Origin of the sequence: uncultured Eudoraea sp., assembly GCF_947258525.1 — a bacterium.
Lineage (GTDB): Bacteria > Bacteroidota > Bacteroidia > Flavobacteriales > Flavobacteriaceae > Eudoraea.
The window spans coordinates 1-20,843 of record NZ_CAMYIP010000217.1 but is presented as its reverse complement, the minus strand read 5'-3'; the positions used below and the strand labels follow the sequence as shown (position 1 = coordinate 20,843).

Genomic DNA, 20,843 nt, shown 5'->3' with positions numbered 1-20,843 from the left:
TATAGGAATATCGAATTAAAAAACACAATTTAAAATGGCACACGCGCACAAGCTGGAGATTTTTAGAGGACTTATAAAATTTAAATCCAACACCCAAAAAATATGGGGTGTATTAGTTTTCCTTACAATAGTTACTGCTGTAGAAGTAGGGCTGGGTATATCCAAACCAGATATTCTTACGGCCAATACTTTTTTGGGAATGAAAATTCTTAACTGGATTTTTATAATTCTAACTCTGGTCAAGGCTTATTATATAGCCTGGGATTTTATGCATTTACGCGATGAGAAAAGTTCCTTGCGAAGAGCTATCGTATGGACACCAATTTTTTTGGTGGCCTATCTTATTTTTATCCTCTTGTTTGAAGCAGATTATATCTATAATGTCTTTAAAGATGGCTACGTTACATGGAATTTCTAACAAGGAATTAACAACAAATAAAGACGGTATAACAGCCGTCTTTTTTATTTTTTTAATGTTTAAATAATGACCAATGAAAAAGACATTTGTCTTAGTCGTTCTTTTTATTCTTCCATTAGTAGCCTACTTGTTTTTTGCCTCAGGTGTTAACAATTTTGGAAGACTGCCTGTACTTACTGAGGACGTTTTAGATGCTCCTGAAAATACAGATAAAATAACTTTCGAGAATAAGATTACAATTTTGGGCTTTTTAGGAAATAATGTTGAACTTAAAAAAGGCAATGCATTTAATCTGAATCAGAAAATATACAAACCTTTTTATGAGTTTAATGATTTTCAAATGGTTATGATTATGCCTTTGGGAACTGAGGAAAAAGTTGAGGAATTAAAGGCAGAACTTGGCGATTTGGCTGATATAAAGAATTGGAAATTTATTTTTACTGAAGACGAGAAAATCAGGGCAGTATTCAATTCACTTAAAACCAACCTTAGCCTTGATGAAAATTTAGGCAGCCACTTTGTTTTTATTATTGACAAGGATAAGAACCTGAGGGGAAGGACAAATGATGAAGAGGAGACTACTAAGTACGGCTTTAACGCCACCTCTGTTGCCGAACTTAATAATAAAATGGAAGATGATGTCAAAATCATTTTAGCAGAGTACCGTTTAGCACTCAAAAAGAATAATGCAGATAGAACGAATTAATGAGAAATAAATACACTTATGTCTGGGTATCTCTTGTGATCCTGGTTTTTGGCATCATTTTTATTCCCAAAATCATTGAACGGATAAAGACAGGCACGATCACGCAACATGATCGTATGAATCTTACTGATACTGAACCGCTTAATTTTATCTATTTGAATAACGAGAAAAGAAGGGTCCCATCTTTTCAATTTCTAAATCAGGATAGTCTCTTAATTTCTGAAAAAGACTACGAAGGAAAGGTTTATATAGTGGAATTTTTTTTCACAACATGTCCTACAATTTGTCCGGTTATGAACTCCAATTTGGTTGAAATTCAGGAAGAATTCAGGGATTTGGATAATTTTGGTGTTGCCTCGTTTACAATAAATCCGGAATACGATACGCCTGGGGTATTGAAAAAATACGCTGAAAAATATGGCATAAATGATTTGGACTGGCACTTAATGACTGGCGACCGCCAGGCGATATTCGATCTGGCAAACATCGGATTTAATATTTTTGCAGCGGAAAATCCGGAAGTCCCGGGCGGATTTGAACATTCTGGCTTATTTGCGCTGGTTGACAAAAATGGCTATCTACGTTCGAGAACCGATGATTTTGGAAACCCAATTATTTATTACAAAGGAACAATTAGCGAATCTCAGGGAGTAAATGAAGAAGGAGAAATACAGGAAATTACGATTTTAAAAGAGGACATTAAAAAGCTTTTAAATGAATAAGCCTAATATAACAGCAGAAGAGCGGAAATTTAACAGGATAATTACTGTTGTATCAATTTTGGTTCCCTTAGTGGTTGTAATTTTATTTGGTGTTAAAATTCCAAATTCTGAGCCTTTAGGATTTCTGCCTCCTATTTATGCCTCTATAAACGGACTTACAGCGATCTTACTTGTATATGCTGTTTGGGCCATTAAGAATAACAAAAGAGCTTTGCATCAGAATATTATGAGTGCTTGCATTGTTTTATCTTTACTTTTCTTGCTCATGTACATAGCATATCATATGACCGCAGATTCCACTTCTTATGGAGGGGAGGGTGCAATAAAATATGTGTATTATTTTATACTTTTTTCGCATATTATGTTGTCTATCGTTATAATACCTCTTGTCCTTAAAACTTATGCCCGGGCATATTTAAAAGACTTTAAACGCCACCGTAAACTAGCCAGAATTACATTCCCTATCTGGCTGTATGTAGCGGTTTCCGGAGTAATTGTTTATTTAATGATTTCACCGTATTATGAATATTAAAAGTTTAAATTATACTTTATAGAAGATTGAAAATTAGAGACTTTATACTGGTAATTTTATTCTTTGTATTGCCATGGCTGTCAGCAGCTCAATGTGCAATGTGCAGGGCAGTTCTGGAAAGCCAGGACGATAATTCCATGGCTGAAGGCATTAATAACGGGATTGTATATTTAATGGCGCTTCCTTATATTTTGGTGGGGGTTCTTTTTTACTTTGTTTACAGAAAAATGAGATCATAAAAAATAGACTCAATTTTAACAAATTTTTACCGTGCTGACTGTAACAATTACTTTTTCTGGAAGTCTTATTTATAAGATGCTAAAACATTAATCATTAATTAGTCAACTCCATGTTCGATCTCGAAAGATGGCAGGAAATTTTTGACACTATCCGTAAAAACAAATTACGGACTTTCCTTACTGGCCTATCTGTGGCCTCAGGAATTTTTATACTGGTAATTTTATTAGGTTTTGGTCAGGGAATGCAAAATGGCGTTGCCCATGAATTTGAAGAAGATGCGGCTACCAGTGTCTGGGTTTGGCCAGGAGTTACTTCCAAGGAATTCAAGGGACTCAACCCGGGGAGGAGTATTCAACTTAAAAATGAAAATTATGAATCTTCACTAGCACTGTTTGGAGATAAAATTGAATATAAATCGCCCAGGATATTTGTCCGGAATGTCTCGGTGAATTACGGAAAAGAGGCCCTGGTTTATGGTATTCAAGGCGTTTCTTATGATTTTCAGTTTATTGAAAATGCAAATATGTCTGAAGGGAGATTTTTGAATTATCAGGATGAAGTAACCACAGCTAAGGTTGCAATAATTGGGAATAAAATTAAACGTGATGTATTTAAGGATCTTGAGAGCCCCTTGGGAGAGTATATAAATATATCCGGTGTGTTATTTAAAATTGTTGGAACATACTCAGAGAGAGAGGACCGCGAAGAAGAACGCATATATATTCCCATAACTACTGCACAGCGGGTATTTAATGGAGGAGATAGAATTAATAACATGAGCTATACACTGCCAATGGAGGAAAATTTTGACCAGGCAGTGATTAAGGCTACGGCATTTAAGGAAAAATTGCAGGCACACCTTCAGAAAGCTCATACAGTAGCACCGGAGGATACTGGTGCAATTCAGGTTTGGAGCGCATTGGAAGAAGCAAAACGCTATTATAGCCTCATCGGAAATATTAAATTCTTTTTCTGGTTTGTTGGGATTTGTACAATAATTGCCGGGGTAGTTGGAGTAAGTAACATAATGCTCATTGTTGTAAAAGAGAGAACGAGAGAAATAGGAATTCGAAAAGCTTTAGGGGCCAAACCTTGGTCGATTGTAGGAATGATTTTGCAAGAATCTATTTTTGTAACAGCCATTTCAGGATTTGCAGGCCTAATTTTTAGTATGGGGCTTTTGGAAATAGTAGGACCTTATGTAGAGGTAGATTATATACTAAATCCCTCTGTTAATTTTAATGTTGCCCTTTCTACGGTTTTAGTGCTGATATTTGCGGGAGCAGTAGCAGGATTTTTCCCCGCCTGGAGGGCAGCAAGTATTCACACCATTGATGCCTTAAGAGACGAATGAAATATCGGAATTATGTTTAATAGAGATCGATGGCAAGAAATATTAGAAGTACTGACCACAAACTGGTTCAGAACCGTACTTACGGCTTTTGGAGTTTTTTGGGGGATACTCATTCTGATAATTTTACTGTCTGCGGGGAAAGGCCTGGAAAATGGCATAAAAGCAGATTTTGGAGATATTGCAACGAATACCATGTTTATGTGGACACGCAGTACTACAAAGGCAAATATGGGCTTACCCATTGGAAGAAGATTTCGATTTAAGGTTGAAGATGTCAGGAGTATAAATGATAATATCCCCAATTTACGGTTTATATCACCAAGAAATCAATTAGGAGGATTTGGGAATGACAATAATGTGGTAAGAGGTTTAAATACCGGAGCATACAACGTTTATGGTGACTATCCTGAGATTATTAACCAGGATCCTATGACCATTACTGAAGGTCGCTTTATAAACCAGAACGACATACAGGAAAAACGGAAAATTGCTATTATAGGTGCCGGAGTTAGAAATGAACTATATGATAAGGAAGAGGAGGTCATAGGTAGTTATATTAAGATACAAGGTGTAAATTTTATGGTAGTGGGTACTTATAAGAAGAATAGTAATGATGGGGATGGAGAGGAAGCCCAAAAAGAAATATATGTACCCTTTACTTCATTTTCGCAAGCATTTAATATGGGTAATGACGTTGGTTGGATGGCTATTACAGCCAATGACGGAGCCTCCATTTCCGGCCTAAAAGAGGATATTGTCAATTTAATGAAAACGAGGCATAAAATCCATCCGGATGATACCAGGGCTGTTGGTTATTTTGATCTGTATGAGCAGTATAACAGAGTAGAAAGTCTGTTCGGAGCAATGAGTTTTATAGCTTATTTTGTGGGTATTTTGGTATTGTTATCCGGTATAATCGGAGTGAGTAATATTATGTTGATTGTCGTTAAGGAAAGGACTAAGGAAATAGGGATACGCAGGGCATTGGGAGAGGACCCCTGGTCTATTAAAAAGCAGATTCTTATGGAGTCTGTTTTTCTGACCATAGTTTCCGGTATGGCGGGTATTATTATTGGAGCTTTATTTATTTATGGAGTTAACGCCCTGTTAGATGCTAATGGTCCGGTAGATATGTTTCTGAATCCAAGTGTTAGCCTGGGCGTAGTTACAATTGCGCTGTTAATCCTGGTATTATCCGGTTTAATGGCAGGCTTTATACCGGCTCAAAGTGCAATAAAGGTAAAGCCAATAGATGCCTTAAGAGCAGAATAAATTTGAAACATCAATCATTAAAACTATAAAAATGAAAAAGTCAGTAACTATCATCATTCTAATTGTCATTTTTGTGGCTTTTGGAGGAGCTATGTTCTACCTCTATCAAAAGAATGAACAAGATCCTATTGTTTATGAAACAGAGAAACCCTCTACACAAACTATTATAAAAAAAACAGTGGCCACCGGCAGTATTTTGCCTTTAGAAGAAGTACTTATAAAGCCCAATATTTCGGGAGTTATTGAGGAAATTTTTGTTGAAGGGGGAGATTTTGTCAAATCCGGTGACCTATTGGCAAGAATAAAGGTGGTTCCAAACCTTAATGCTCTTAATGATGCTAAGAACAGTATTGATGAGGCTAAAATATCCTTGGATGATCAACGGCGGAATTTTGATCGGCAGAGTAATCTTTTTAACAAAGGGGTAATTTCAAAAGTTGATCTGGAAAGAGCACAGGTAAGTTATGACCAGGCTAAGCAGTCCTATAGTGCCGCAAATAAAAGGTATGATATAGTTAAAACGGGCACCACCAGAGGTTTTGGTAATTCTGCAAATACCATGATCAGGTCTACGGTGACCGGAATGGTATTGGAAGTACCGGTAGAAGTGGGCAATCAGGTAATTGAGAGTAATAATTTCAATGAAGGTACTACTATTGCAGCCATAGCAGATGTGGATAAAATGATATTTGAAGGAAAAGTAGATGAATCTGAGGTGGGAAAGATAAGGGAAGATCTCCCTTTGGAAATTACTGTAGGAGCTCTTGAAAATATAACTTTTGATGCTATTCTCGATTATATAGCCCCAAAGGGCAACGAGGAAAACGGAGCTATTCAATTCGAAATTAAAGGAACCTTGAAGAAACAAGATTCTGTATTTATACGCGCAGGTCTCAGTGCAAATGCTTCCATAATTCTGGATAGGGCAGATAGTGTTCTTTCTATAAAAGAAGCATTGGTTCAATTTGACCCTGAAACCAAAAAGCCATTTTTGGAAATTGCTACCGGGGATCAGCAATTTGAGAGAAGGGATGTGGAACTGGGGATAAGTGATGGAATTTACGTAGAAGTGAAATCCGGTCTGGAAGAAGAAGATGAGATAAAAGTATGGAATGAAGTAAAGCCAGATGAGTTTGGAGGCTAGCTTTTAACAAAATATTTTGAACATTATTTGTAACATTTTAACAACTTGCCTGTCCTATTACCGGGTTTGAATAGTTATAACTTAAGACACTAACCATGATTGAAATAAAAGATTTACACAAATCCTATAAAATGGGTAGCAATGCCCTGCATGTTCTAAAGGGTATCAATTTCACCGTTGAAGAAGGAGAATTAGTTGCAATTATGGGATCATCCGGTTCCGGCAAATCCACCCTGTTAAATATTCTGGGGATGTTGGATGTAGCCGATTCGGGTGAATACACACTGGATGGGGTACCCATAAAAAATCTTAATGAGACCAAGGCTGCTAATTATCGCAATAAATTTTTGGGATTTGTTTTTCAGTCATTTAACCTTATCAATTACAAAAGTGCGCTTGAAAATGTTGCCTTGCCTTTATACTATCAGAGAGTTCCCAGAAAGGAAAGGCAGGCAAGGGCTTTGAAATACCTGGAACAGGTTGGTCTGAAAGAGTGGGCTACTCATTTACCCAGTGAACTTTCAGGTGGCCAGAATCAAAGAGTTGCCATTGCCAGAGCTATGGCTTCGGAACCAAAAGTACTTCTTGCTGATGAACCAACAGGAGCCCTGGATAGCACAACATCTTATGAGGTTATGGATTTAATACAGAAGATTAATGACCAGGGAAATACAATTTTAGTTGTAACGCACGAAGATGATATAGCTCATATGTGTAAAAGGATCGTTTACCTTAAAGATGGAGTTATAGTTGAAGATAAAAAAGTAAAGCAAGTAAGAGCATCAGAGTATGTTTAGCAGAGACACCTGGAACGAAATATTTGAGACTATTCAAAAAAATAAACTTAGAACCTTTCTTTCAGGTTTTACAGTGGCTCTTGGGATATTAATTTTTGTCTCTCTTTTTGGTCTTGGAAACGGCTTAATTAACACCTTTGACAAATTTTTCCAGGAAGATGCCACCAACGTACTTTATTTCTTTCCCGGAAAAACTACAATCCCATATAAGGGATATAAATCATCCAGGCGCATTGAATTTGAAAATAGTGATCTGGCAGATATTAAGAAAAATTTTCCAATGTTTCTGGATTATGTAACCCCACGAATTACCAGGAGCAGGTTAGTAAAATATAAGGAAGAATCGGACAATTATAACACTACCGGGGTAGATTGGGGTCACCAATTCGCTGAAAAGACCATTATAATGAAAGGTCGGTACTTGAATGTGGAGGATATTAAAAATAAGACAAAACATGCTGTGATTGGGCGATTAGTGGAACAGGACCTGTTTGAAGGAAGAAATGCTATTGGTAAATACGTGGATGTTGGTGGAAGTGTTTTTAAAGTCATAGGTGTTTTTCAGGATGATGGTGGCGATAGAGAAGAACGTGGTATATATATCCCTTATACTACCTTGCAACTAATTGAAAAAAATACAGATAAAATAGACCAGATAGTTGTGGCCTTTAAACCTGAAATGGGTTATTTGGGTGCCATGGCGTTTGAACGTAATTTGGATAAGTTTCTTAAGGATAAGAAATTTATAAGTCCAGACGATCAAAATGGAATTTTCATCAGAAATGTTGCAGATCAATTACAACAAAATCAGCAATTTGCTCGTGTATTACAAATTATCGTGGCTTTTGTGGCTTTTGGGACAATAATAGCCGGTATAATTGGAATTAGCAATATTATGGTGTTTGTGGTTAAGGAGCGGACAAAGGAATTAGGAATACGAAAAGCCTTAGGTGCCACTCCAAAGGCCGTAATTAGTACAATTTTACTTGAATCGGTTTTTATCACAACTGTATCCGGGTTTACGGGGATGTTAATTGGCATTGCCCTGCTATCCTCTTTAGGAGAGACTTTGGCTGAAGATTATTTCATAACAAATCCATATATAAATACTGCCGTGGCAATAATTGCAACTCTTGTTTTAATATTATTTGGGGCAATTGCAGGATATATTCCGGCCAAAAGAGCAGCTCGCATTAAACCTATAGTAGCATTACGAGATGAATAGTATTCGATTTCTTTTTGACAAAAATACCTGGCAGGAAATTTTCGGATCTATCGGAAAGAACAAGACCAGGACTATTATTACTGTTATAGGTGTTTTATGGGGTATTTTTATCTATATCGCCCTGGCTGGGGCTGCTAAAGGAATGGATAACGGATTTGAAAAGAACTTCGAAACAGTTGCTAAAAACAGTATATGGGCATGGTCTCAAAGTACCAGTATACCCTATGCAGGTTTTAAAACCGGAAGACAGTTACGACTAAAAGTCCAGGATGCAACGGTCCTAAAAAATCGAATTCCCGAAATACAATATATTGCCCCGGTGAATACGAGAGGTGCTTTTGGAGGAGCATCTGCTTTGACAGTACGGGGAATTAAATCCAATAGTTATGCGGTATATGGTTATTTTCCTGAAATAGCAAAGATCGCGACCCAAAAAATTTATGACAACGGAAGGTTCATTAACGATGAAGATATTGCACAGTCAAGAAAAGTTTGTGTTATCGGTGAGCGTACGCAACAGGAGTTATTTGATAAAGATGAAGATCCCATAGGAGGATATATTAGGGTTGAGAATGTTTATTTTCAGGTAGTTGGAGTGCATAAATTTACACAGACGACTCCATTTGGGACGGATGGAGATATCTACATTCCCTTTAGTACTTTCAAAAAGCTTTATAATACCGGAGATAATTCTCAGTTTTTTACAATTGCTGCGTATGATGATGCTGATGTTATTCAGGTAGAAAAAGATATTAAATCCGTTTTAAGAAGTATACATCAAGTACATCCGGAAGACGAACGCGCTTTTGGAGCCTTTAATCTTGGTGAAATATTTAGTAAAATTATGGGTTTTGCGGACGGGATTACCTTTTTATCCTTAATTGTTGGAGTAGTAACTATTCTGGCAGGGGTTATAGGTATTGGTAATATACTGTTGATATCTGTAAAGGAACGTACTAAAGAATTAGGCATTCGCCGCGCATTAGGCGCTACACCCAGGGAAGTCCGTTCACTGATAATATTAGAATCTGTATTCCTAACAATGATTGCAGGAATTGTTGGGATCATATTAGGAGCCGGTGTATTAAGTTTGATCAATAACCTGACTAAGGATATTAATTTTCCATATACCAATCCTACGGTTCCTATACCTTTTGTCCTGGGAGCCTTAGCCATAATGATAATACTGGGAACACTAATTGGTTCAATTCCCGCACAGCGGGCTGTGAGTATTAAGCCTATTGATGCACTAAGAGAAGAATAAACAAAACCATTAACTAGATACTAACACAATAGATTAAGATGAACAAAATTGTAAAATATATATTGATTGGGATTTTAGGGCTTGGAGCACTGTGGGCTGCAGCATTTTTTATAAAATCCAATAGTAAATCAGCCATAACGTACGAAACTAAAAAACCATTTACCTCTGATATTGAGAAGAAAACGGTGGCAACAGGAAAAGTAATTCCTGAAGACGAGATTGAGATCAAACCTCAGATTTCTGGAATTATTGATAAAATTTACCTGGAAGAAGGTGCCCAGGTTAAGGCCGGTGATTTAATTGCTGTTATAAAAGTGGTCCCCAATGAACAAGCCTTGAATCAGGCCCGTGGAAGGGTAAGGAATGCAGAAATTGCATTGAATAATGTGGAAATTGAATACAAAAGGAATAAATCCTTATTTGATAAAGGGGTTATATCGAGCCAGGACTTTAATGCTTTGCAATTGCAATATGACCAGGCAATTCAGGAATTAGATAATGCACGCTCAGATTATCTTATTATCAGAAGAGGTTCTGCGGGCGGATCTACAAGTGCCAACACTAATATTCGGGCAACCGTTGCAGGCACATTGTTGGAAATTCCTGTAAGAGAAGGAGATCAGGTAATTCAGAGTAATAACTTCAATGACGGAACAACTATAGCTACGATTGCCGATTTAGGTAAGATGATTTTTGAAGGAAAAGTTGATGAAGGAGAAGTGGGAAAACTAGAGATAGGTATGCCCCTCGAAATTAGTTTGGGAGCCATTGACGATCAAAAATTTGAAGCAAAGCTTAAATTTATCGCCCCAAAAGGCATAGAGGAATCCGGCGCGGTACAATTTAAAATAGAAGGTGATGTGGTTGTTGAAGGAGATTATATGATCAGGGCAGGATATAGTGCTAACGCATCCCTGGTGCTTGAGAAGAAAGATAGTGTTATGGTAATACCTGAAGCCCTTCTGCAATTTGATAAGGAAACAGATGAACCCTATGTTGAAGTAGCTGTGGGCGATCAGAAATTTGAGCGTAAAGAGGTTGAAATAGGAATTTCGGATGGGGTTAATGTGGAAATTATTTCGGGCATAACAGAAGAAGATGAAGTAAAGGTCTGGAATAAAACAGAACCGATCAAAAAGGGCGAAGATGAAGAGGAAGATACAGAAGAAGAGGCCTAATTAAGTTTAAAACGTATAGTCAATCAATTATAATTATCAAAAAACGACAGATGAAATTTAAACTAACTGCTCTTTTAGTTTTATGCGCGATAGGTATGACTATGGCACAGAAAAAGATATGGACACTCGAAGAATGCGTTACATACGCAGTAGAGAATAATCTTTCCATTCAACAATTCGAATTGGATCTTGAAAATGCCACCATTGATAAATCGGATGCTATAGGTGCCTTTCTGCCTGATTTGAATGGAGCGTTGAATGGCCAAAGCAATACAGGTCTGTCTTTTGATCCTACCAATAATCAACCGGTGAACACTACTCAAATAACCTCTTCGGGTAGCATTACCTCTAGCGCACTTTTATTTGACGGACTTAGAAATGTACACCGACTGAACAGGGCTAAACTTAACGCAGTAGCAAATAAATATCGTCTAGACGATCTTGTTAATGATATTCGATTAAACGTAGCCATCAGCTATTTAAGCATATTGTCTAGTAAGGAAGCTGCAAAAGTTGCCAAGGCACTTTATGCGGTTACAGAACAGGATTTAATTAGAACCAGAGAATTAGTTGAGTCAGGTGTAGTCGCGAAAGGGGATTTATTGGAAATTGAGGCAACTGCGGCAACCCGGGAACAGCAAATTATCAATGCCGATAATGATGTGCTTATAAACCGTATTAGTTTAGCACAATTGCTTCAGATCACGGATTATGAAAACTTTGATATTTCAGAGGTAGATTTTGAGGTGCCTGCAGCGGAAATTTTGAAAAATTCACCGAAGGCTATCTTTGATAAAGCTTTGAGTTATTGGTATGAAACCAAGTTTTTTGAGACCAGTGTAGAATTGGCTGAGAAAGATTTAGCTCTTGCTAAGGGTGCGGCTTATCCATCACTAAGTGCATTTTTTAATTACAATACCCGATACTCTGATCAGTTTTTAGATCCCATAACCGGGCAGGTAATCCCCTTTAAGGATCAATTATGGATAAATGATGGTATCGCTTTTGGCGCACAAATAAATATACCTGTTTTTAATGGCTGGAGTACAAGAAATAATATTAAACGGTCACAAATTAATGTCAAAAAGGCCGAATTGGATCTGGAACAAAATAAATTAGATCTGGAAACCAATATAAATCAGGCTTATGTTGATGTGGTTAACAGCTCTAAAGCTTATGATGCCGCCCTTAAGACCAGGGAGGCCAGAATATTGGCTTTGGATTATTCCAAAGAAAGATTTGATGTTGGTATTATGAATTCCTTTGATTATAGCCAGGCACAGGCAAGATTAGACAATGCCGAAGCCGAAGTAATACGTACCAAATATGATTACGTTTTTAGAATAAAAGTATTGGAATTCTACTTTGGCTTACCCATAGTAATTGATTAAATACAAAATAAGTTTTAGATTAGGCCTGTTGAGTTGTCTATACCCAACAGGTCTTTCTATATTTACTCAATAGTCATGGCAATAATTTTGAACATTGAAACGGCGACCACAAATTGCTCTGTAAGCATTGCAAAAGATGGTCGTATGATTGCGCTAAAAGAGGCCAATAATAAGTCTTACTCCCATTCTGAAGACTTACATCATTTTATAAAAGAAGCACTTGAAGAGGCTTCAATATCTATTACTGACCTGGATGCCATAGCCGTCAATATCTATTACTGACCTGGATGCCATAGCCGTTAGTAAAGGAACTGGTTCTTATACAGGGTGGAGAATAGGTGTTTCTGCTGCCAAAGAGCTTCGTATTGCACTGGACATACCTCTAATAGGAATTTCTACTTTAGAAAGTATGGTATCTCAACTTACGCTGAAGGAAGGAATTGTGATTCCGGTTCTGGATGCCAGGCGTATGGAGGTTTATTCTGCTGTGTTTAATGCTGATTATAAGCAGATAAGGGAAACCAGGGTAGAGGAGGTTCAACCAAATATGTATGACGAATTCATACAACAGGGTAGGGTATATATTATTGGCAGTGGAGCCATTAAAAGCAGGGAAATATTAAAACATCCGAACTTTGTTTTTGATGAATCAGTTGTGCCTTCAGCCAAAGAAATGTGTTCACTGTCTTTTAAAGAATTTAAGTCTAAGAACTTTATAAACACTGCTTACTTTGAACCTGATTATTTAAAGGATTTTGTAATTCAACAAAAGAAAAAGTAACAGAAAAATAAATTATTTACACTCCATTATAATAGTTCAATACTTCTATCACATCCTCTACCTTCCTGGGCTTAATTTTATTTTCTTTTATAAAACTTTTAATAGCCTCTTTGCGATCTCCTAGTTGGTTTAGGATATCTTTTCGGCCAATCTCAATCTTTGTAATTGGTTTGTCTCCTTTCTTTAAGTAGTATTCAAATTTGTTCTCGTACTTTGCAGGAGTAAGATCATCATAGCCGTTTCCCGGTGCTTCTGCCCTTGTTAAGCGCTTCTTAGGTTGGAGATACAGTACAACTTCGCCTTCATTAAGTGGAATAAAATAACCTTTAGCTATTTTATTTTTATAGTAATAGTATAATACCTGATACTTCTTTCCATTCAAGATAACTTCAATATTTTCACGTTTAAGCAGTCTAAGTGGTTTCTGTTCTTTACTCAAAAACTCCATCTCATCAGTATATGCATTGTAGCGCATTAACCGTTTTTCTACTTTTGAACTGTCTATAATCGCAGTGGCTTCTTGATAAATTTCATTGATGTATTGAGAACCGACCGTTGGTGCTTCATAAAAAGTTAATTCCAATTGGCCATGACTCAAAATTAGTGCATTCCCATTATATTGTGAAAATCCAATACTGCAAATGCCAAAAAACAGAAGTTGTAAGATTTTCATATCTACATGATATTGTGTTCAATTAAAGATACAAAATTACTGTCATTTTATGTAATTGTATTAAGCCTTATGCACCACTCTTTGTGGAAATGGAATTTCAATATTCGCTTTATCAAAACGGCTCTTAAGCTCTTCCATTACAAAAAAATGAGCCTCCCAGAAGTCTTCATTTTTAGCCCAAAAACGCAAGGTGAGATTTACAGAACTATCTGCTAATTCTCCAACAAATACCTGTGGTTCGGGATCTTTTAGAATAGTTGTTTTTTCCTGACATATTTCTAGCAAGATATCCTTAGCTTTTTTAATATTAGAGCCATAACTGATTCCTACATCAATTTTATCTCTCCTTGTTTCTTCAGCATTGAAATTTATAATATTGTTATTGGAAAGTTGGGCATTAGGAATAATTGCCAGCTGATTTCCAAAGGTATTCAGTTTTGTTGTAAAAATGGTAATTTCCTTTACCGTGCCATCCACACCTTGTGCCGAAATCCAATCTCCTACCCTAAATGGTTTGAAAAATAGTATTAATATGCCGCCGGCAAAGTTTGCCAAAGAGCCCTGCAGGGCCAGGCCAATAGCTAGTCCGGCAGATCCCAAAACAGCGAGTAGTGATGAAGATTTAACCCCTAACTGCGTTACTACAGCCACAAAGAGTATTACTTTTAAACCAACACTTATTATCTGCATTAGAAAGGATTCAAGAGCAGGGTCATAATCCGCTTTTTCAAAAAACTTACGTACAAACCGGTTAATTAGTCTTATAAACCATAAACCCGCTACTAAAATAATTAGCGTAAAGGCAAAAGTTGGGGCAAAATCCCAAAACCAATTAATAGCCATAGTCAGGTATTGATCGTAGTTGGATAAATTTTCCATTTGTTCTATTTTTTATACAATATTATTAAGAAATTCAATCAAAAGATATAGAATTAGTAAAACTTATTTAAGTTGATTTAAAACATACTCAATATCTGTAGTTGGTAACTTGCAGGAGCCATGCTCACAAAGGTAAATAAGTGTGCTATTGGCCACAAACCTATTTTGAATTAATGATAGACCACTTTCTTCTTTAGCACCTGCAAAAATAACATTGGGTAAATAGCTTTGTTGCATCCTACTAGCTGTTTTTAAGTAGTCTTCACCAACTACGCTTATTTCATAATAAGGTTCTTGAAAATACAAAACCAGATGAAGCCAATTAGCATAACTGGCAGTATCCTTCTCAAAACTTTGTTGCAGATTCATAACCATTTCTCTTACTATGTTTTCGTAAGCCTCATCCGGGAAAAACCTTGATAATTTAAATAGGTTTTTAGCCATAATGGAGTTTGACGATGGGATTACATTATCTGCCTTTTCTATGGTTCTTCTAATGACAAAAGAATCTTGTTTTGGGGTGAAGAAGAACAAACCACTTTTTTTATCAGAAAAATTAGTGATACAATAATCCGTTAGTTTTTTTGCGGTGTTAAGCCAATTTTCATCAAAGGTAATTTCATAAAGTCCAATGAATGCATCTATTACAGTTGCATAATCTTCCAGATACCCATTGATTGTGCTCTTACCGTCTTTATGATTGTGGTATAGGCTGCCATCTTTCTTAAAAAAGGTGGCCTCAATAAAATTGGCATTTTTTAAAGCCATATCCAGATAGTCATCATTTTTGATGAACCTGTAGGCGTCTGTCAACCCCTTTAGCATTAAACCATTCCATGAACAAAGGATTTTGTCATCCAATCTTGGGCGGTTTCTATTTTTACGGGCATTGTATAAGATATCTTTACAATCTGAAATGATTTCATTCATTTCAGAAACAGAGATCTTGTGTTTTTTGGCTATGGCCTCTTCAGGTTTATTCCTTATTAATACATAGTTACCGTGCTCCCAAAGGCCAAAGTCGTTTATATTATAGTAATCTTTGAAAAGCTCAAATTTATCAGCAAGCAAAGTTTGCAATTCCTCTTTTTGCCAAACGTAAAATGCACCTTCCTCTAATTCCCCTGTTTCATTAAGGCTATCTGCATCTAAAGAAGCGTAAAACGCATTTGTACTATCCATGAGCTCCGAGCTAATAAATGCAATTGTTTCTTCCACTACTTTCTTGTATAATGGATTTTGGGTTAAGGCATATGCCTTGGAATATAAGCTAATTAATTGACCATTATCATATAACATTTTTTCAAAATGTGGGACATGCCATTTACCGTCTACAGAATATCTTGAAAAACCACCGGCTAAATGATCAAAAATTCCTCCATAAGCCATTTTCGTGAGGGTTAAATTGATATACTCCATGAGGTCATCATTTTTTCTGGATGTGGCATAATGCAGTAAAAAATCAAGATTACCTGGCATCATAAATTTGGGAGCTCTATTATAGCCTCCATAATTATGATCAAAATAGCGAGTCCATTTCTTAACTGAATTATCTAATTGATCTTCTGTTAAAATCTGAGAATTAGGAGCAATCTCAACAAGATTAATTGCCTTAATACCTTCAGCCAGGTCCTTGGCATACCCAATGATCTTTTCAGGCTGATCCTTGTAAAGTCTGGTGAGTTCATTCAGGACTTTCATCCAATTCTCTTTATTTACATAAGTGGCCCCCCAAAACGGACGCCCGTCTGGCAAAGTAACAACGTTCAATGGCCATCCACCTCTTCCCGTCATCATTTGAACGGCATCCATATATAAATGATCAATATCAGGACGTTCTTCCCTGTCAATTTTTATATTGACAAAATTTTCGTTCATCAGTTTTGCCACTTCCTCATCCTCAAAACATTCTTTTTCCATAACGTGGCACCAGTGACAAGCAGCGTAACCAATGCTTATTAGCACTAATTTGTTTTCATTTTTGGCTTTTTCCAGCGCAGCAGTGCTCCAGGGTTCCCAGTTTACAGGGTTATGAGCATGTTGTAACAAATAAGGGCTGCTTTCATTTATTAGGGAATTCGTATGTTTATGTGACATGGTATCTTTTTTTTGAGAGCAACCGTTTAAGGTAACTAATACTACTAATAATGTGTATTTGAACCTGAACATATACAAAGTTACCACTAATTACAGAGCATAAAAAAAGCGCCTCAAAGGCGCTTTTCAATTTTTCTGAATAATTACTTGACTTCAAAAGTAATTTTAACATTTACTCGATAGTCGTCTATTTTACCACCTTTCACTGTTGCACTTTGTTCATTTAAATATACTGAACGTATATTATTGACGGATTTGGATGCATGAGTAACAGCATTTTTAGCAGCGTCTTCCCAACTTTCATTGGAATTTGCCAATACTTCAATAACTTTTAAAACTGACATAATACTTGTTTTTTGTTTTACGATAAGATAGCAAATTAATAGCCAGGGAACAATAGATTCGGGTTTAATTATCCATTTAAGGCAACCACTTCAGATACCTTATCTCCCAGCATATTTTTCAACATGGTTTCAATTCCATTTTTAAGGGTGTAGGTAGAAGAGGGGCATCCACTACAGGCACCCTGGAGAATAACATTTACAGTTTTGCTATCTTCTTCATAGGACTGGAAAAGTATATTTCCGCCATCACTGGCAACCGCAGGTTTTACGTATTCTTCCAGAATATTAATAATTTCCTGAGAAGTATTATCCAATGTTTCATTCTCTAATTGTGCATTAGAAGATCCTGGAGATTTAACCGCAGCTGCTTTGCTGGAGACTACTTCATTTCCATCAGCGATAAAATTTCGAATCATTTCGCGAAGTTCCATGGTAATCTCATCCCAGCTGGCGACCTCATATTTTGTAACGGAAACATAGTTTTCATCCATAAAAACCTCTTTAACATAGGGCAGGTGAAATAACTCTTTGGCTAGATCAGAATCCTTTGCCTCATCAAGATTTTTAAATTCATAAACAGCAGGAACAATTTTCTTGTTCGCGACAAATTTCATTACAGCCGGATTCGGCGTAATTTCGGCATATATAGTTATAGCCACTTTCTTCGTATCATCTTCTTCATTAACAATTGGTTCCCCGGCGTTTAAATATTCAACCAATTGTTGCGCTACCTCATCCTTAACCGATGGCCAATCTACTATATCAAAGCGCTCCAGGGCGATAAAATTACCTGAGATATATACGGTTTTTACAAATGGAAGGTAAAATAATTGTTGTGCCAGTGGAGAATTTTTTGCCTCATCAATATTCTTGAATTCAAAATTACTACCATTCGTAAGAAAATGGTTAGTCTCAAATTTTAAAATAGCAGGGTTGTTTGTTTCTACCACGGTAATTACGTATTCTTTCATCAGTTTTGTTTTCTGCAAAAATACAACCATTTTCCCTTCCTGCGCATATATAATAATGTTGTATTTCATCCGTTATACTTTATATTTGAACGAAACTGCATTAAACACGCCCTATTCTTAGATGAGAAAACTCCTGTTGATTTTGTTTACATATGTAGCTTTTTCTAGCTCTTTAACAGCACAGGAGGGGATTCCTGTTTATTTTGATTATTTAGCAGACAATTATTATCTGGTATTCCCCTCAATGGCGGGTATTAGCGAAGGCGGTAAAATAAGACTTACAGCCAGAAAGCAATGGTTTAGTGTAGATGAGGCTCCAAGTTTACAGACACTTAGCGCAAACTACAGGATTCCTGAAAGTTCAAGTGGGGTAGGTGTTATCATATTTAACGATGCCAATGGTTATCACTCTCAAACAGGTGCTAAGCTAACATACGCACATCATTTGCAGTTAGGGCCCGAAATTAGAATATTAAATCAGTTGTCATTTGGATTGAGTGCAGGTTTTATTCAGAGTAGTCTTGATGAAACAGAATTCCGGTCGGTTATCCCGGATCCAATTATTACAGGAGGGAAAAATAGTGTTGGCTATTTTAATTTAGACTTAGGGATGTCCTACAATTACATGGAATTCTATGTAAATTTCGCAGCTTTAAACATTTTGGGTACCGGACGGGACCTTTATACAGCTATTGAATTTGATAATTTAAGGAGGTATTTAATAAATGCTGGCTACATATTTGGAAAAGGATTGTGGAAGGTTGAACCTTCTATTCTTTTTCAATTAACAGATTTTACAGAAGAGAAAACAGTAGACCTTAATGCCAAAGTTTATAGAGAAATGAGCTGGGGTACCCTTTGGGCAGGTCTCTCTTACAGAAGGAGTTTTGATGGTGCCCAGTTCCAGGTTGATGGTACTTTTGGTGAACAAAGGCTTCAACTGTTTACACCAATCGTAGGCATCAATTATAACAGATTTATGTTCTCCTACAACTATTCTTACCAATCCGGAGATATTAGATTAGACAATGGCGGATTCCACCAGATTACCCTGGGTTATGATTTTGGACCCACGCGGGAAAACAGATACGACTGTTTCTGTCCAAGCGCAAACTAAAAATGGGCTTCACAAGTTTTATTGTTAAACCCACTTCTAATAGAACTGCAATTTAAGTTTATTATTCCCATTTATAATTTTTTGCCTCAGCCTGTCTTTTTATAGCATTTAACATAGCATTTTCAAGTTCTCCTTTTTCTTGTTGGGCATGTTTACTAATATAATTCTCGCGTTTGGCATTTAGTTCCTTTATTTCCTTTTGAATCTTTTTTCTCTCCGCCTTTTTCTCACCTATAAACGCATTTAGTTCTGCTTTCGACTTATCTCTAAGGGCTTTGGGTAGTTCTTCTTTGTTAATTGACGCCACATCAAATTCCTCATCTTCAGAGGCATCTATCAGATCCCAGGTTGAATTATTATACATCCCTGAACTTTTACTAACTGCCCGTTTTACAGCCACGGCCTCTTCCATTTCCATGGCATTATCATCCTGTCTTGATTGCAATTGCAGTTTTGCGCTTCCCATGGCACCATACGATATATAAGTGCTGTTCAATTTTGAATTTAATTTAATAATAACATCGTCATATGGAGTATTTATATGAACAATTTGCTTATTGTGATCTATGGCCATATACTCTCCGCCGGTCAGAGTAGCGCCCTTTTTCCAATCTGTATTAATCCCCTGCTGATAGTTGCCACAAAATATGGTATTTACAATGATATCTTTTTCTCTGGCATTAGTAACAGCGTCTCTGTAATTTAGTTTTCCCTGAGTAAAAGGTTCGTTTCCCGCGATAAAGATCATTTTTAAGTTATCAGGATCATTTTTAAGTTATCAGGATTCTTTCCCCAGTCTAACTGACGTAATGAAGTCTGAATAACTTCCCCGCAATATTCTTCCCCGCCATTTGTGCTGAGTGAAAAAAGTTTTTCGGAAATCTCATCCAGATCGCTGCTAAATCCAATAACCTGTTGAATATAACCTTCTTTTGAAGATAGTCCGTCATTTCCATATTGGTAAAGCGCAATTTGCAAACCAGGTCTGTGTCCATTTCCACATTTTGCATAAGAGAATTGATTTACAATATCCCATAGTTGTGCTTTAGCCTGATTAATTAATCCATCCATACTATTACTTGTATCTAGAAGCAGTGCGATTTTAACAATGTTGTTGTCTTTATCTTTTTTGTCAATCAAAAATTTTTCCGCCTCAGAGTTATTTGTTTTCTCCTTGCTTATGGAGGCATACCCCAAAGCCGTTCCAAGAGTCAGACTTATAAATATAATGCCGATAATGTCCTTTAAATTTTTCATAATGTATTTTTTTTAATTAGAAATATGGGTTAAATGTAGGTCTGATCTTTTTCACAAAAAATAAGGAATGAGGGAAATGAACCTCTTAGTGAGTGAAATGGTATAATGATTGCGCATAGCCTGTTATTAAGGTATAAACAGAGCGGGATTTGCAATAACGGTATTTTTTAATACCGTATAAATCAAGTAAGTTTATCCTTATAAATGCAAATCATGCAAAAGAATAGAATCCTGTTTCTGGTTTTCAATCTTGTCCTTTTTGTGGGCTTTTCTCAGTCACAAAAGAGGGCTGAGGATACTGATGAGAATTCCTATCAGGTTTACCTAGATTCCGCGAAATTCTACAAGAAAGGGGATATCGCGAAAAGCATTGATTTCATTGCACAGGCAATTGGTAGTCTTGGTAAAAACCCGGATAAGAAAGAACTCGCCCTGGCACTGTCAAATCTAGGGGAAGTGTATCAATATCACAGGCAATACG

At 36.6% G+C, this 20,843-nt stretch carries 23 protein-coding genes and 1 pseudogene; 17 read left to right on the top strand and 7 right to left on the bottom strand.

Features of this window, described 5'->3' with window-relative positions; all coding sequences use genetic code 11:
- The first annotated feature begins 34 nt into the window (after positions 1 to 34).
- The 15 genes from Q0X89_RS16880 (at position 35) to tsaB (ending at position 13,024) form a co-directional block, all read left to right on the top strand.
- Positions 35 to 418, top strand: coding sequence for a cytochrome C oxidase subunit IV family protein (locus Q0X89_RS16880; RefSeq protein WP_297696356.1), 384 nt, complete (start codon positions 35 to 37; stop codon positions 416 to 418).
- A gap of 73 nt (positions 419 to 491) precedes the next feature.
- Positions 492 to 1,124 carry a hypothetical protein gene (locus tag Q0X89_RS16875; protein WP_297696354.1) on the top strand — a complete coding sequence of 211 codons (633 nt, stop codon included), beginning with the start codon at positions 492 to 494 and terminating at the stop codon, positions 1,122 to 1,124.
- On the top strand, positions 1,124 to 1,846 hold the full coding sequence (locus Q0X89_RS16870; RefSeq protein WP_297696352.1) for an SCO family protein: 723 nt from the start codon (positions 1,124 to 1,126) through the stop codon (positions 1,844 to 1,846). The genes Q0X89_RS16875 and Q0X89_RS16870 overlap by 1 nt, the downstream gene beginning before the upstream one ends.
- Positions 1,839 to 2,378 carry a DUF420 domain-containing protein gene (locus Q0X89_RS16865; protein WP_297696350.1) on the top strand — a complete coding sequence of 180 codons (540 nt, stop codon included), beginning with the start codon at positions 1,839 to 1,841 and terminating at the stop codon, positions 2,376 to 2,378. Before Q0X89_RS16870 ends, Q0X89_RS16865 begins: the two co-directional genes overlap by 8 nt.
- Positions 2,379 to 2,404: 26 nt before the next feature.
- On the top strand, positions 2,405 to 2,617 hold the full coding sequence (locus Q0X89_RS16860; protein WP_297696348.1) for a hypothetical protein: 213 nt from the start codon (positions 2,405 to 2,407) through the stop codon (positions 2,615 to 2,617).
- Positions 2,618 to 2,727: 110 nt separating this feature from the next.
- A complete protein-coding gene (locus tag Q0X89_RS16855) occupies positions 2,728 to 3,972 on the top strand; it encodes an ABC transporter permease (protein ID WP_297696345.1) in 1,245 nt (414 codons plus the stop codon).
- Between the two features lie 12 nt (positions 3,973 to 3,984).
- Entirely contained in the window at positions 3,985 to 5,244 is a 1,260-nt protein-coding gene (locus Q0X89_RS16850; protein WP_297696343.1) for an ABC transporter permease, read from the top strand.
- Positions 5,245 to 5,275: 31 nt separating this feature from the next.
- Positions 5,276 to 6,388: an efflux RND transporter periplasmic adaptor subunit gene (locus Q0X89_RS16845; protein WP_297696341.1), complete on the top strand. Its 1,113-nt coding sequence runs from the start codon at positions 5,276 to 5,278 to the stop codon at positions 6,386 to 6,388.
- Between the two features lie 95 nt (positions 6,389 to 6,483).
- Positions 6,484 to 7,185 carry an ABC transporter ATP-binding protein gene (locus tag Q0X89_RS16840; protein ID WP_297696339.1) on the top strand — a complete coding sequence of 234 codons (702 nt, stop codon included), beginning with the start codon at positions 6,484 to 6,486 and terminating at the stop codon, positions 7,183 to 7,185.
- Positions 7,178 to 8,410 carry an ABC transporter permease gene (locus Q0X89_RS16835; protein ID WP_297696337.1) on the top strand — a complete coding sequence of 411 codons (1,233 nt, stop codon included), beginning with the start codon at positions 7,178 to 7,180 and terminating at the stop codon, positions 8,408 to 8,410. Before Q0X89_RS16840 ends, Q0X89_RS16835 begins: the two co-directional genes overlap by 8 nt.
- On the top strand, positions 8,403 to 9,674 hold the full coding sequence (locus tag Q0X89_RS16830; RefSeq protein ID WP_297696335.1) for an ABC transporter permease: 1,272 nt from the start codon (positions 8,403 to 8,405) through the stop codon (positions 9,672 to 9,674). Before Q0X89_RS16835 ends, Q0X89_RS16830 begins: the two co-directional genes overlap by 8 nt.
- 38 nt (positions 9,675 to 9,712) lie before the next feature.
- Positions 9,713 to 10,852, top strand: coding sequence for an efflux RND transporter periplasmic adaptor subunit (locus Q0X89_RS16825; protein WP_297696333.1), 1,140 nt, complete (start codon positions 9,713 to 9,715; stop codon positions 10,850 to 10,852).
- Between the two features lie 50 nt (positions 10,853 to 10,902).
- Positions 10,903 to 12,243, top strand: coding sequence for a TolC family protein (locus tag Q0X89_RS16820; protein ID WP_297696331.1), 1,341 nt, complete (start codon positions 10,903 to 10,905; stop codon positions 12,241 to 12,243).
- Between the two features lie 75 nt (positions 12,244 to 12,318).
- On the top strand, positions 12,319 to 12,525 hold the full coding sequence (locus tag Q0X89_RS18115; RefSeq protein ID WP_367177073.1) for a tRNA (adenosine(37)-N6)-threonylcarbamoyltransferase complex dimerization subunit type 1 TsaB: 207 nt from the start codon (positions 12,319 to 12,321) through the stop codon (positions 12,523 to 12,525).
- Positions 12,512 to 13,024, top strand: a complete 513-nt coding sequence (gene tsaB / locus Q0X89_RS16815) for a tRNA (adenosine(37)-N6)-threonylcarbamoyltransferase complex dimerization subunit type 1 TsaB (RefSeq protein ID WP_367177074.1) — start codon at positions 12,512 to 12,514, stop codon at positions 13,022 to 13,024. Before Q0X89_RS18115 ends, tsaB begins: the two co-directional genes overlap by 14 nt.
- 16 nt (positions 13,025 to 13,040) lie before the next feature.
- Here tsaB and Q0X89_RS16810 read toward each other — a convergent pair whose 3' ends face one another.
- The 5 genes from Q0X89_RS16810 to Q0X89_RS16790 form a co-directional block, all read right to left on the bottom strand.
- On the bottom strand, positions 13,041 to 13,697 hold the full coding sequence (locus tag Q0X89_RS16810) for a hypothetical protein (protein WP_297696329.1): 657 nt from the start codon (positions 13,695 to 13,697) through the stop codon (positions 13,041 to 13,043).
- Positions 13,698 to 13,757: 60 nt separating this feature from the next.
- A complete protein-coding gene (locus Q0X89_RS16805; protein WP_297696327.1) occupies positions 13,758 to 14,576 on the bottom strand; it encodes a mechanosensitive ion channel domain-containing protein in 819 nt (272 codons plus the stop codon).
- 63 nt (positions 14,577 to 14,639) lie between these two features.
- The gene (locus Q0X89_RS16800) at positions 14,640 to 16,673 is read right to left on the bottom strand and encodes a thioredoxin domain-containing protein (RefSeq protein ID WP_367177072.1); all 2,034 of its coding nucleotides are present in this window, start codon (positions 16,671 to 16,673) and stop codon (positions 14,640 to 14,642) included.
- Between the two features lie 143 nt (positions 16,674 to 16,816).
- Complete coding sequence (locus Q0X89_RS16795) at positions 16,817 to 17,017, bottom strand: dodecin family protein (RefSeq protein WP_297696323.1); 201 nt, start codon at positions 17,015 to 17,017, stop codon at positions 16,817 to 16,819.
- Between the two features lie 68 nt (positions 17,018 to 17,085).
- Entirely contained in the window at positions 17,086 to 17,988 is a 903-nt protein-coding gene (locus Q0X89_RS16790) for a NifU family protein (protein ID WP_297696382.1), read from the bottom strand.
- A 121-nt stretch (positions 17,989 to 18,109) separates the two neighbouring features.
- Here Q0X89_RS16790 and Q0X89_RS16785 point away from each other — a divergent pair, with 121 nt between their 5' ends.
- Complete coding sequence (locus Q0X89_RS16785) at positions 18,110 to 19,105, top strand: type IX secretion system membrane protein PorP/SprF (RefSeq protein WP_297696321.1); 996 nt, start codon at positions 18,110 to 18,112, stop codon at positions 19,103 to 19,105.
- Positions 19,106 to 19,166: 61 nt separating this feature from the next.
- Here Q0X89_RS16785 and Q0X89_RS16780 read toward each other — a convergent pair whose 3' ends face one another.
- Positions 19,167 to 19,853: a hypothetical protein gene (locus tag Q0X89_RS16780; protein ID WP_297696319.1), complete on the bottom strand. Its 687-nt coding sequence runs from the start codon at positions 19,851 to 19,853 to the stop codon at positions 19,167 to 19,169.
- A gap of 2 nt (positions 19,854 to 19,855) precedes the next feature.
- Positions 19,856 to 20,362 (bottom strand): vWA domain-containing protein, encoded by a 507-nt coding sequence (locus Q0X89_RS16775; protein ID WP_297696317.1) that lies wholly within the window; start codon positions 20,360 to 20,362, stop codon positions 19,856 to 19,858.
- Positions 20,363 to 20,575: 213 nt separating this feature from the next.
- Here Q0X89_RS16775 and Q0X89_RS16770 point away from each other — a divergent pair.
- A pseudogene (locus tag Q0X89_RS16770) lies at positions 20,576 to 20,843 on the top strand (sensor histidine kinase); the annotation flags it as partial.

Excerpts from the sequence above, each read along its gene's own strand:
- Q0X89_RS18115 (WP_367177073.1), top strand. The coding sequence starts at position 12,319 with ATGGCAATAATTTTGAACATTGAAACGGCGACCACAAATTGCTCTGTA.
- Q0X89_RS16800 (WP_367177072.1), bottom strand. The coding sequence starts at position 16,673 with ATGTCACATAAACATACGAATTCCCTAATAAATGAAAGCAGCCCTTAT.
- Q0X89_RS16780 (WP_297696319.1), bottom strand. The coding sequence starts at position 19,853 with ATGATCTTTATCGCGGGAAACGAACCTTTTACTCAGGGAAAACTAAAT.
- Q0X89_RS16850 (WP_297696343.1), top strand. The coding sequence starts at position 3,985 with ATGTTTAATAGAGATCGATGGCAAGAAATATTAGAAGTACTGACCACA.
- Q0X89_RS16855 (WP_297696345.1), top strand. The coding sequence starts at position 2,728 with ATGTTCGATCTCGAAAGATGGCAGGAAATTTTTGACACTATCCGTAAA.
- Q0X89_RS16845 (WP_297696341.1), top strand. The coding sequence starts at position 5,276 with ATGAAAAAGTCAGTAACTATCATCATTCTAATTGTCATTTTTGTGGCT.
- Q0X89_RS16865 (WP_297696350.1), top strand. The coding sequence starts at position 1,839 with ATGAATAAGCCTAATATAACAGCAGAAGAGCGGAAATTTAACAGGATA.
- Q0X89_RS16875 (WP_297696354.1), top strand. The coding sequence starts at position 492 with ATGAAAAAGACATTTGTCTTAGTCGTTCTTTTTATTCTTCCATTAGTA.
- Q0X89_RS16790 (WP_297696382.1), bottom strand. The coding sequence starts at position 17,988 with ATGAAAGAATACGTAATTACCGTGGTAGAAACAAACAACCCTGCTATT.
- Q0X89_RS16825 (WP_297696333.1), top strand. The coding sequence starts at position 9,713 with ATGAACAAAATTGTAAAATATATATTGATTGGGATTTTAGGGCTTGGA.
- Q0X89_RS16795 (WP_297696323.1), bottom strand. The coding sequence starts at position 17,017 with ATGTCAGTTTTAAAAGTTATTGAAGTATTGGCAAATTCCAATGAAAGT.
- Q0X89_RS16775 (WP_297696317.1), bottom strand. The coding sequence starts at position 20,362 with ATGAAAAATTTAAAGGACATTATCGGCATTATATTTATAAGTCTGACT.
- Q0X89_RS16880 (WP_297696356.1), top strand. The coding sequence starts at position 35 with ATGGCACACGCGCACAAGCTGGAGATTTTTAGAGGACTTATAAAATTT.
- Q0X89_RS16830 (WP_297696335.1), top strand. The coding sequence starts at position 8,403 with ATGAATAGTATTCGATTTCTTTTTGACAAAAATACCTGGCAGGAAATT.
- Q0X89_RS16835 (WP_297696337.1), top strand. The coding sequence starts at position 7,178 with ATGTTTAGCAGAGACACCTGGAACGAAATATTTGAGACTATTCAAAAA.
- Q0X89_RS16820 (WP_297696331.1), top strand. The coding sequence starts at position 10,903 with ATGAAATTTAAACTAACTGCTCTTTTAGTTTTATGCGCGATAGGTATG.
- Q0X89_RS16805 (WP_297696327.1), bottom strand. The coding sequence starts at position 14,576 with ATGGAAAATTTATCCAACTACGATCAATACCTGACTATGGCTATTAAT.
- Q0X89_RS16810 (WP_297696329.1), bottom strand. The coding sequence starts at position 13,697 with ATGAAAATCTTACAACTTCTGTTTTTTGGCATTTGCAGTATTGGATTT.
- Q0X89_RS16785 (WP_297696321.1), top strand. The coding sequence starts at position 18,110 with ATGAGAAAACTCCTGTTGATTTTGTTTACATATGTAGCTTTTTCTAGC.
- Q0X89_RS16870 (WP_297696352.1), top strand. The coding sequence starts at position 1,124 with ATGAGAAATAAATACACTTATGTCTGGGTATCTCTTGTGATCCTGGTT.
- Q0X89_RS16840 (WP_297696339.1), top strand. The coding sequence starts at position 6,484 with ATGATTGAAATAAAAGATTTACACAAATCCTATAAAATGGGTAGCAAT.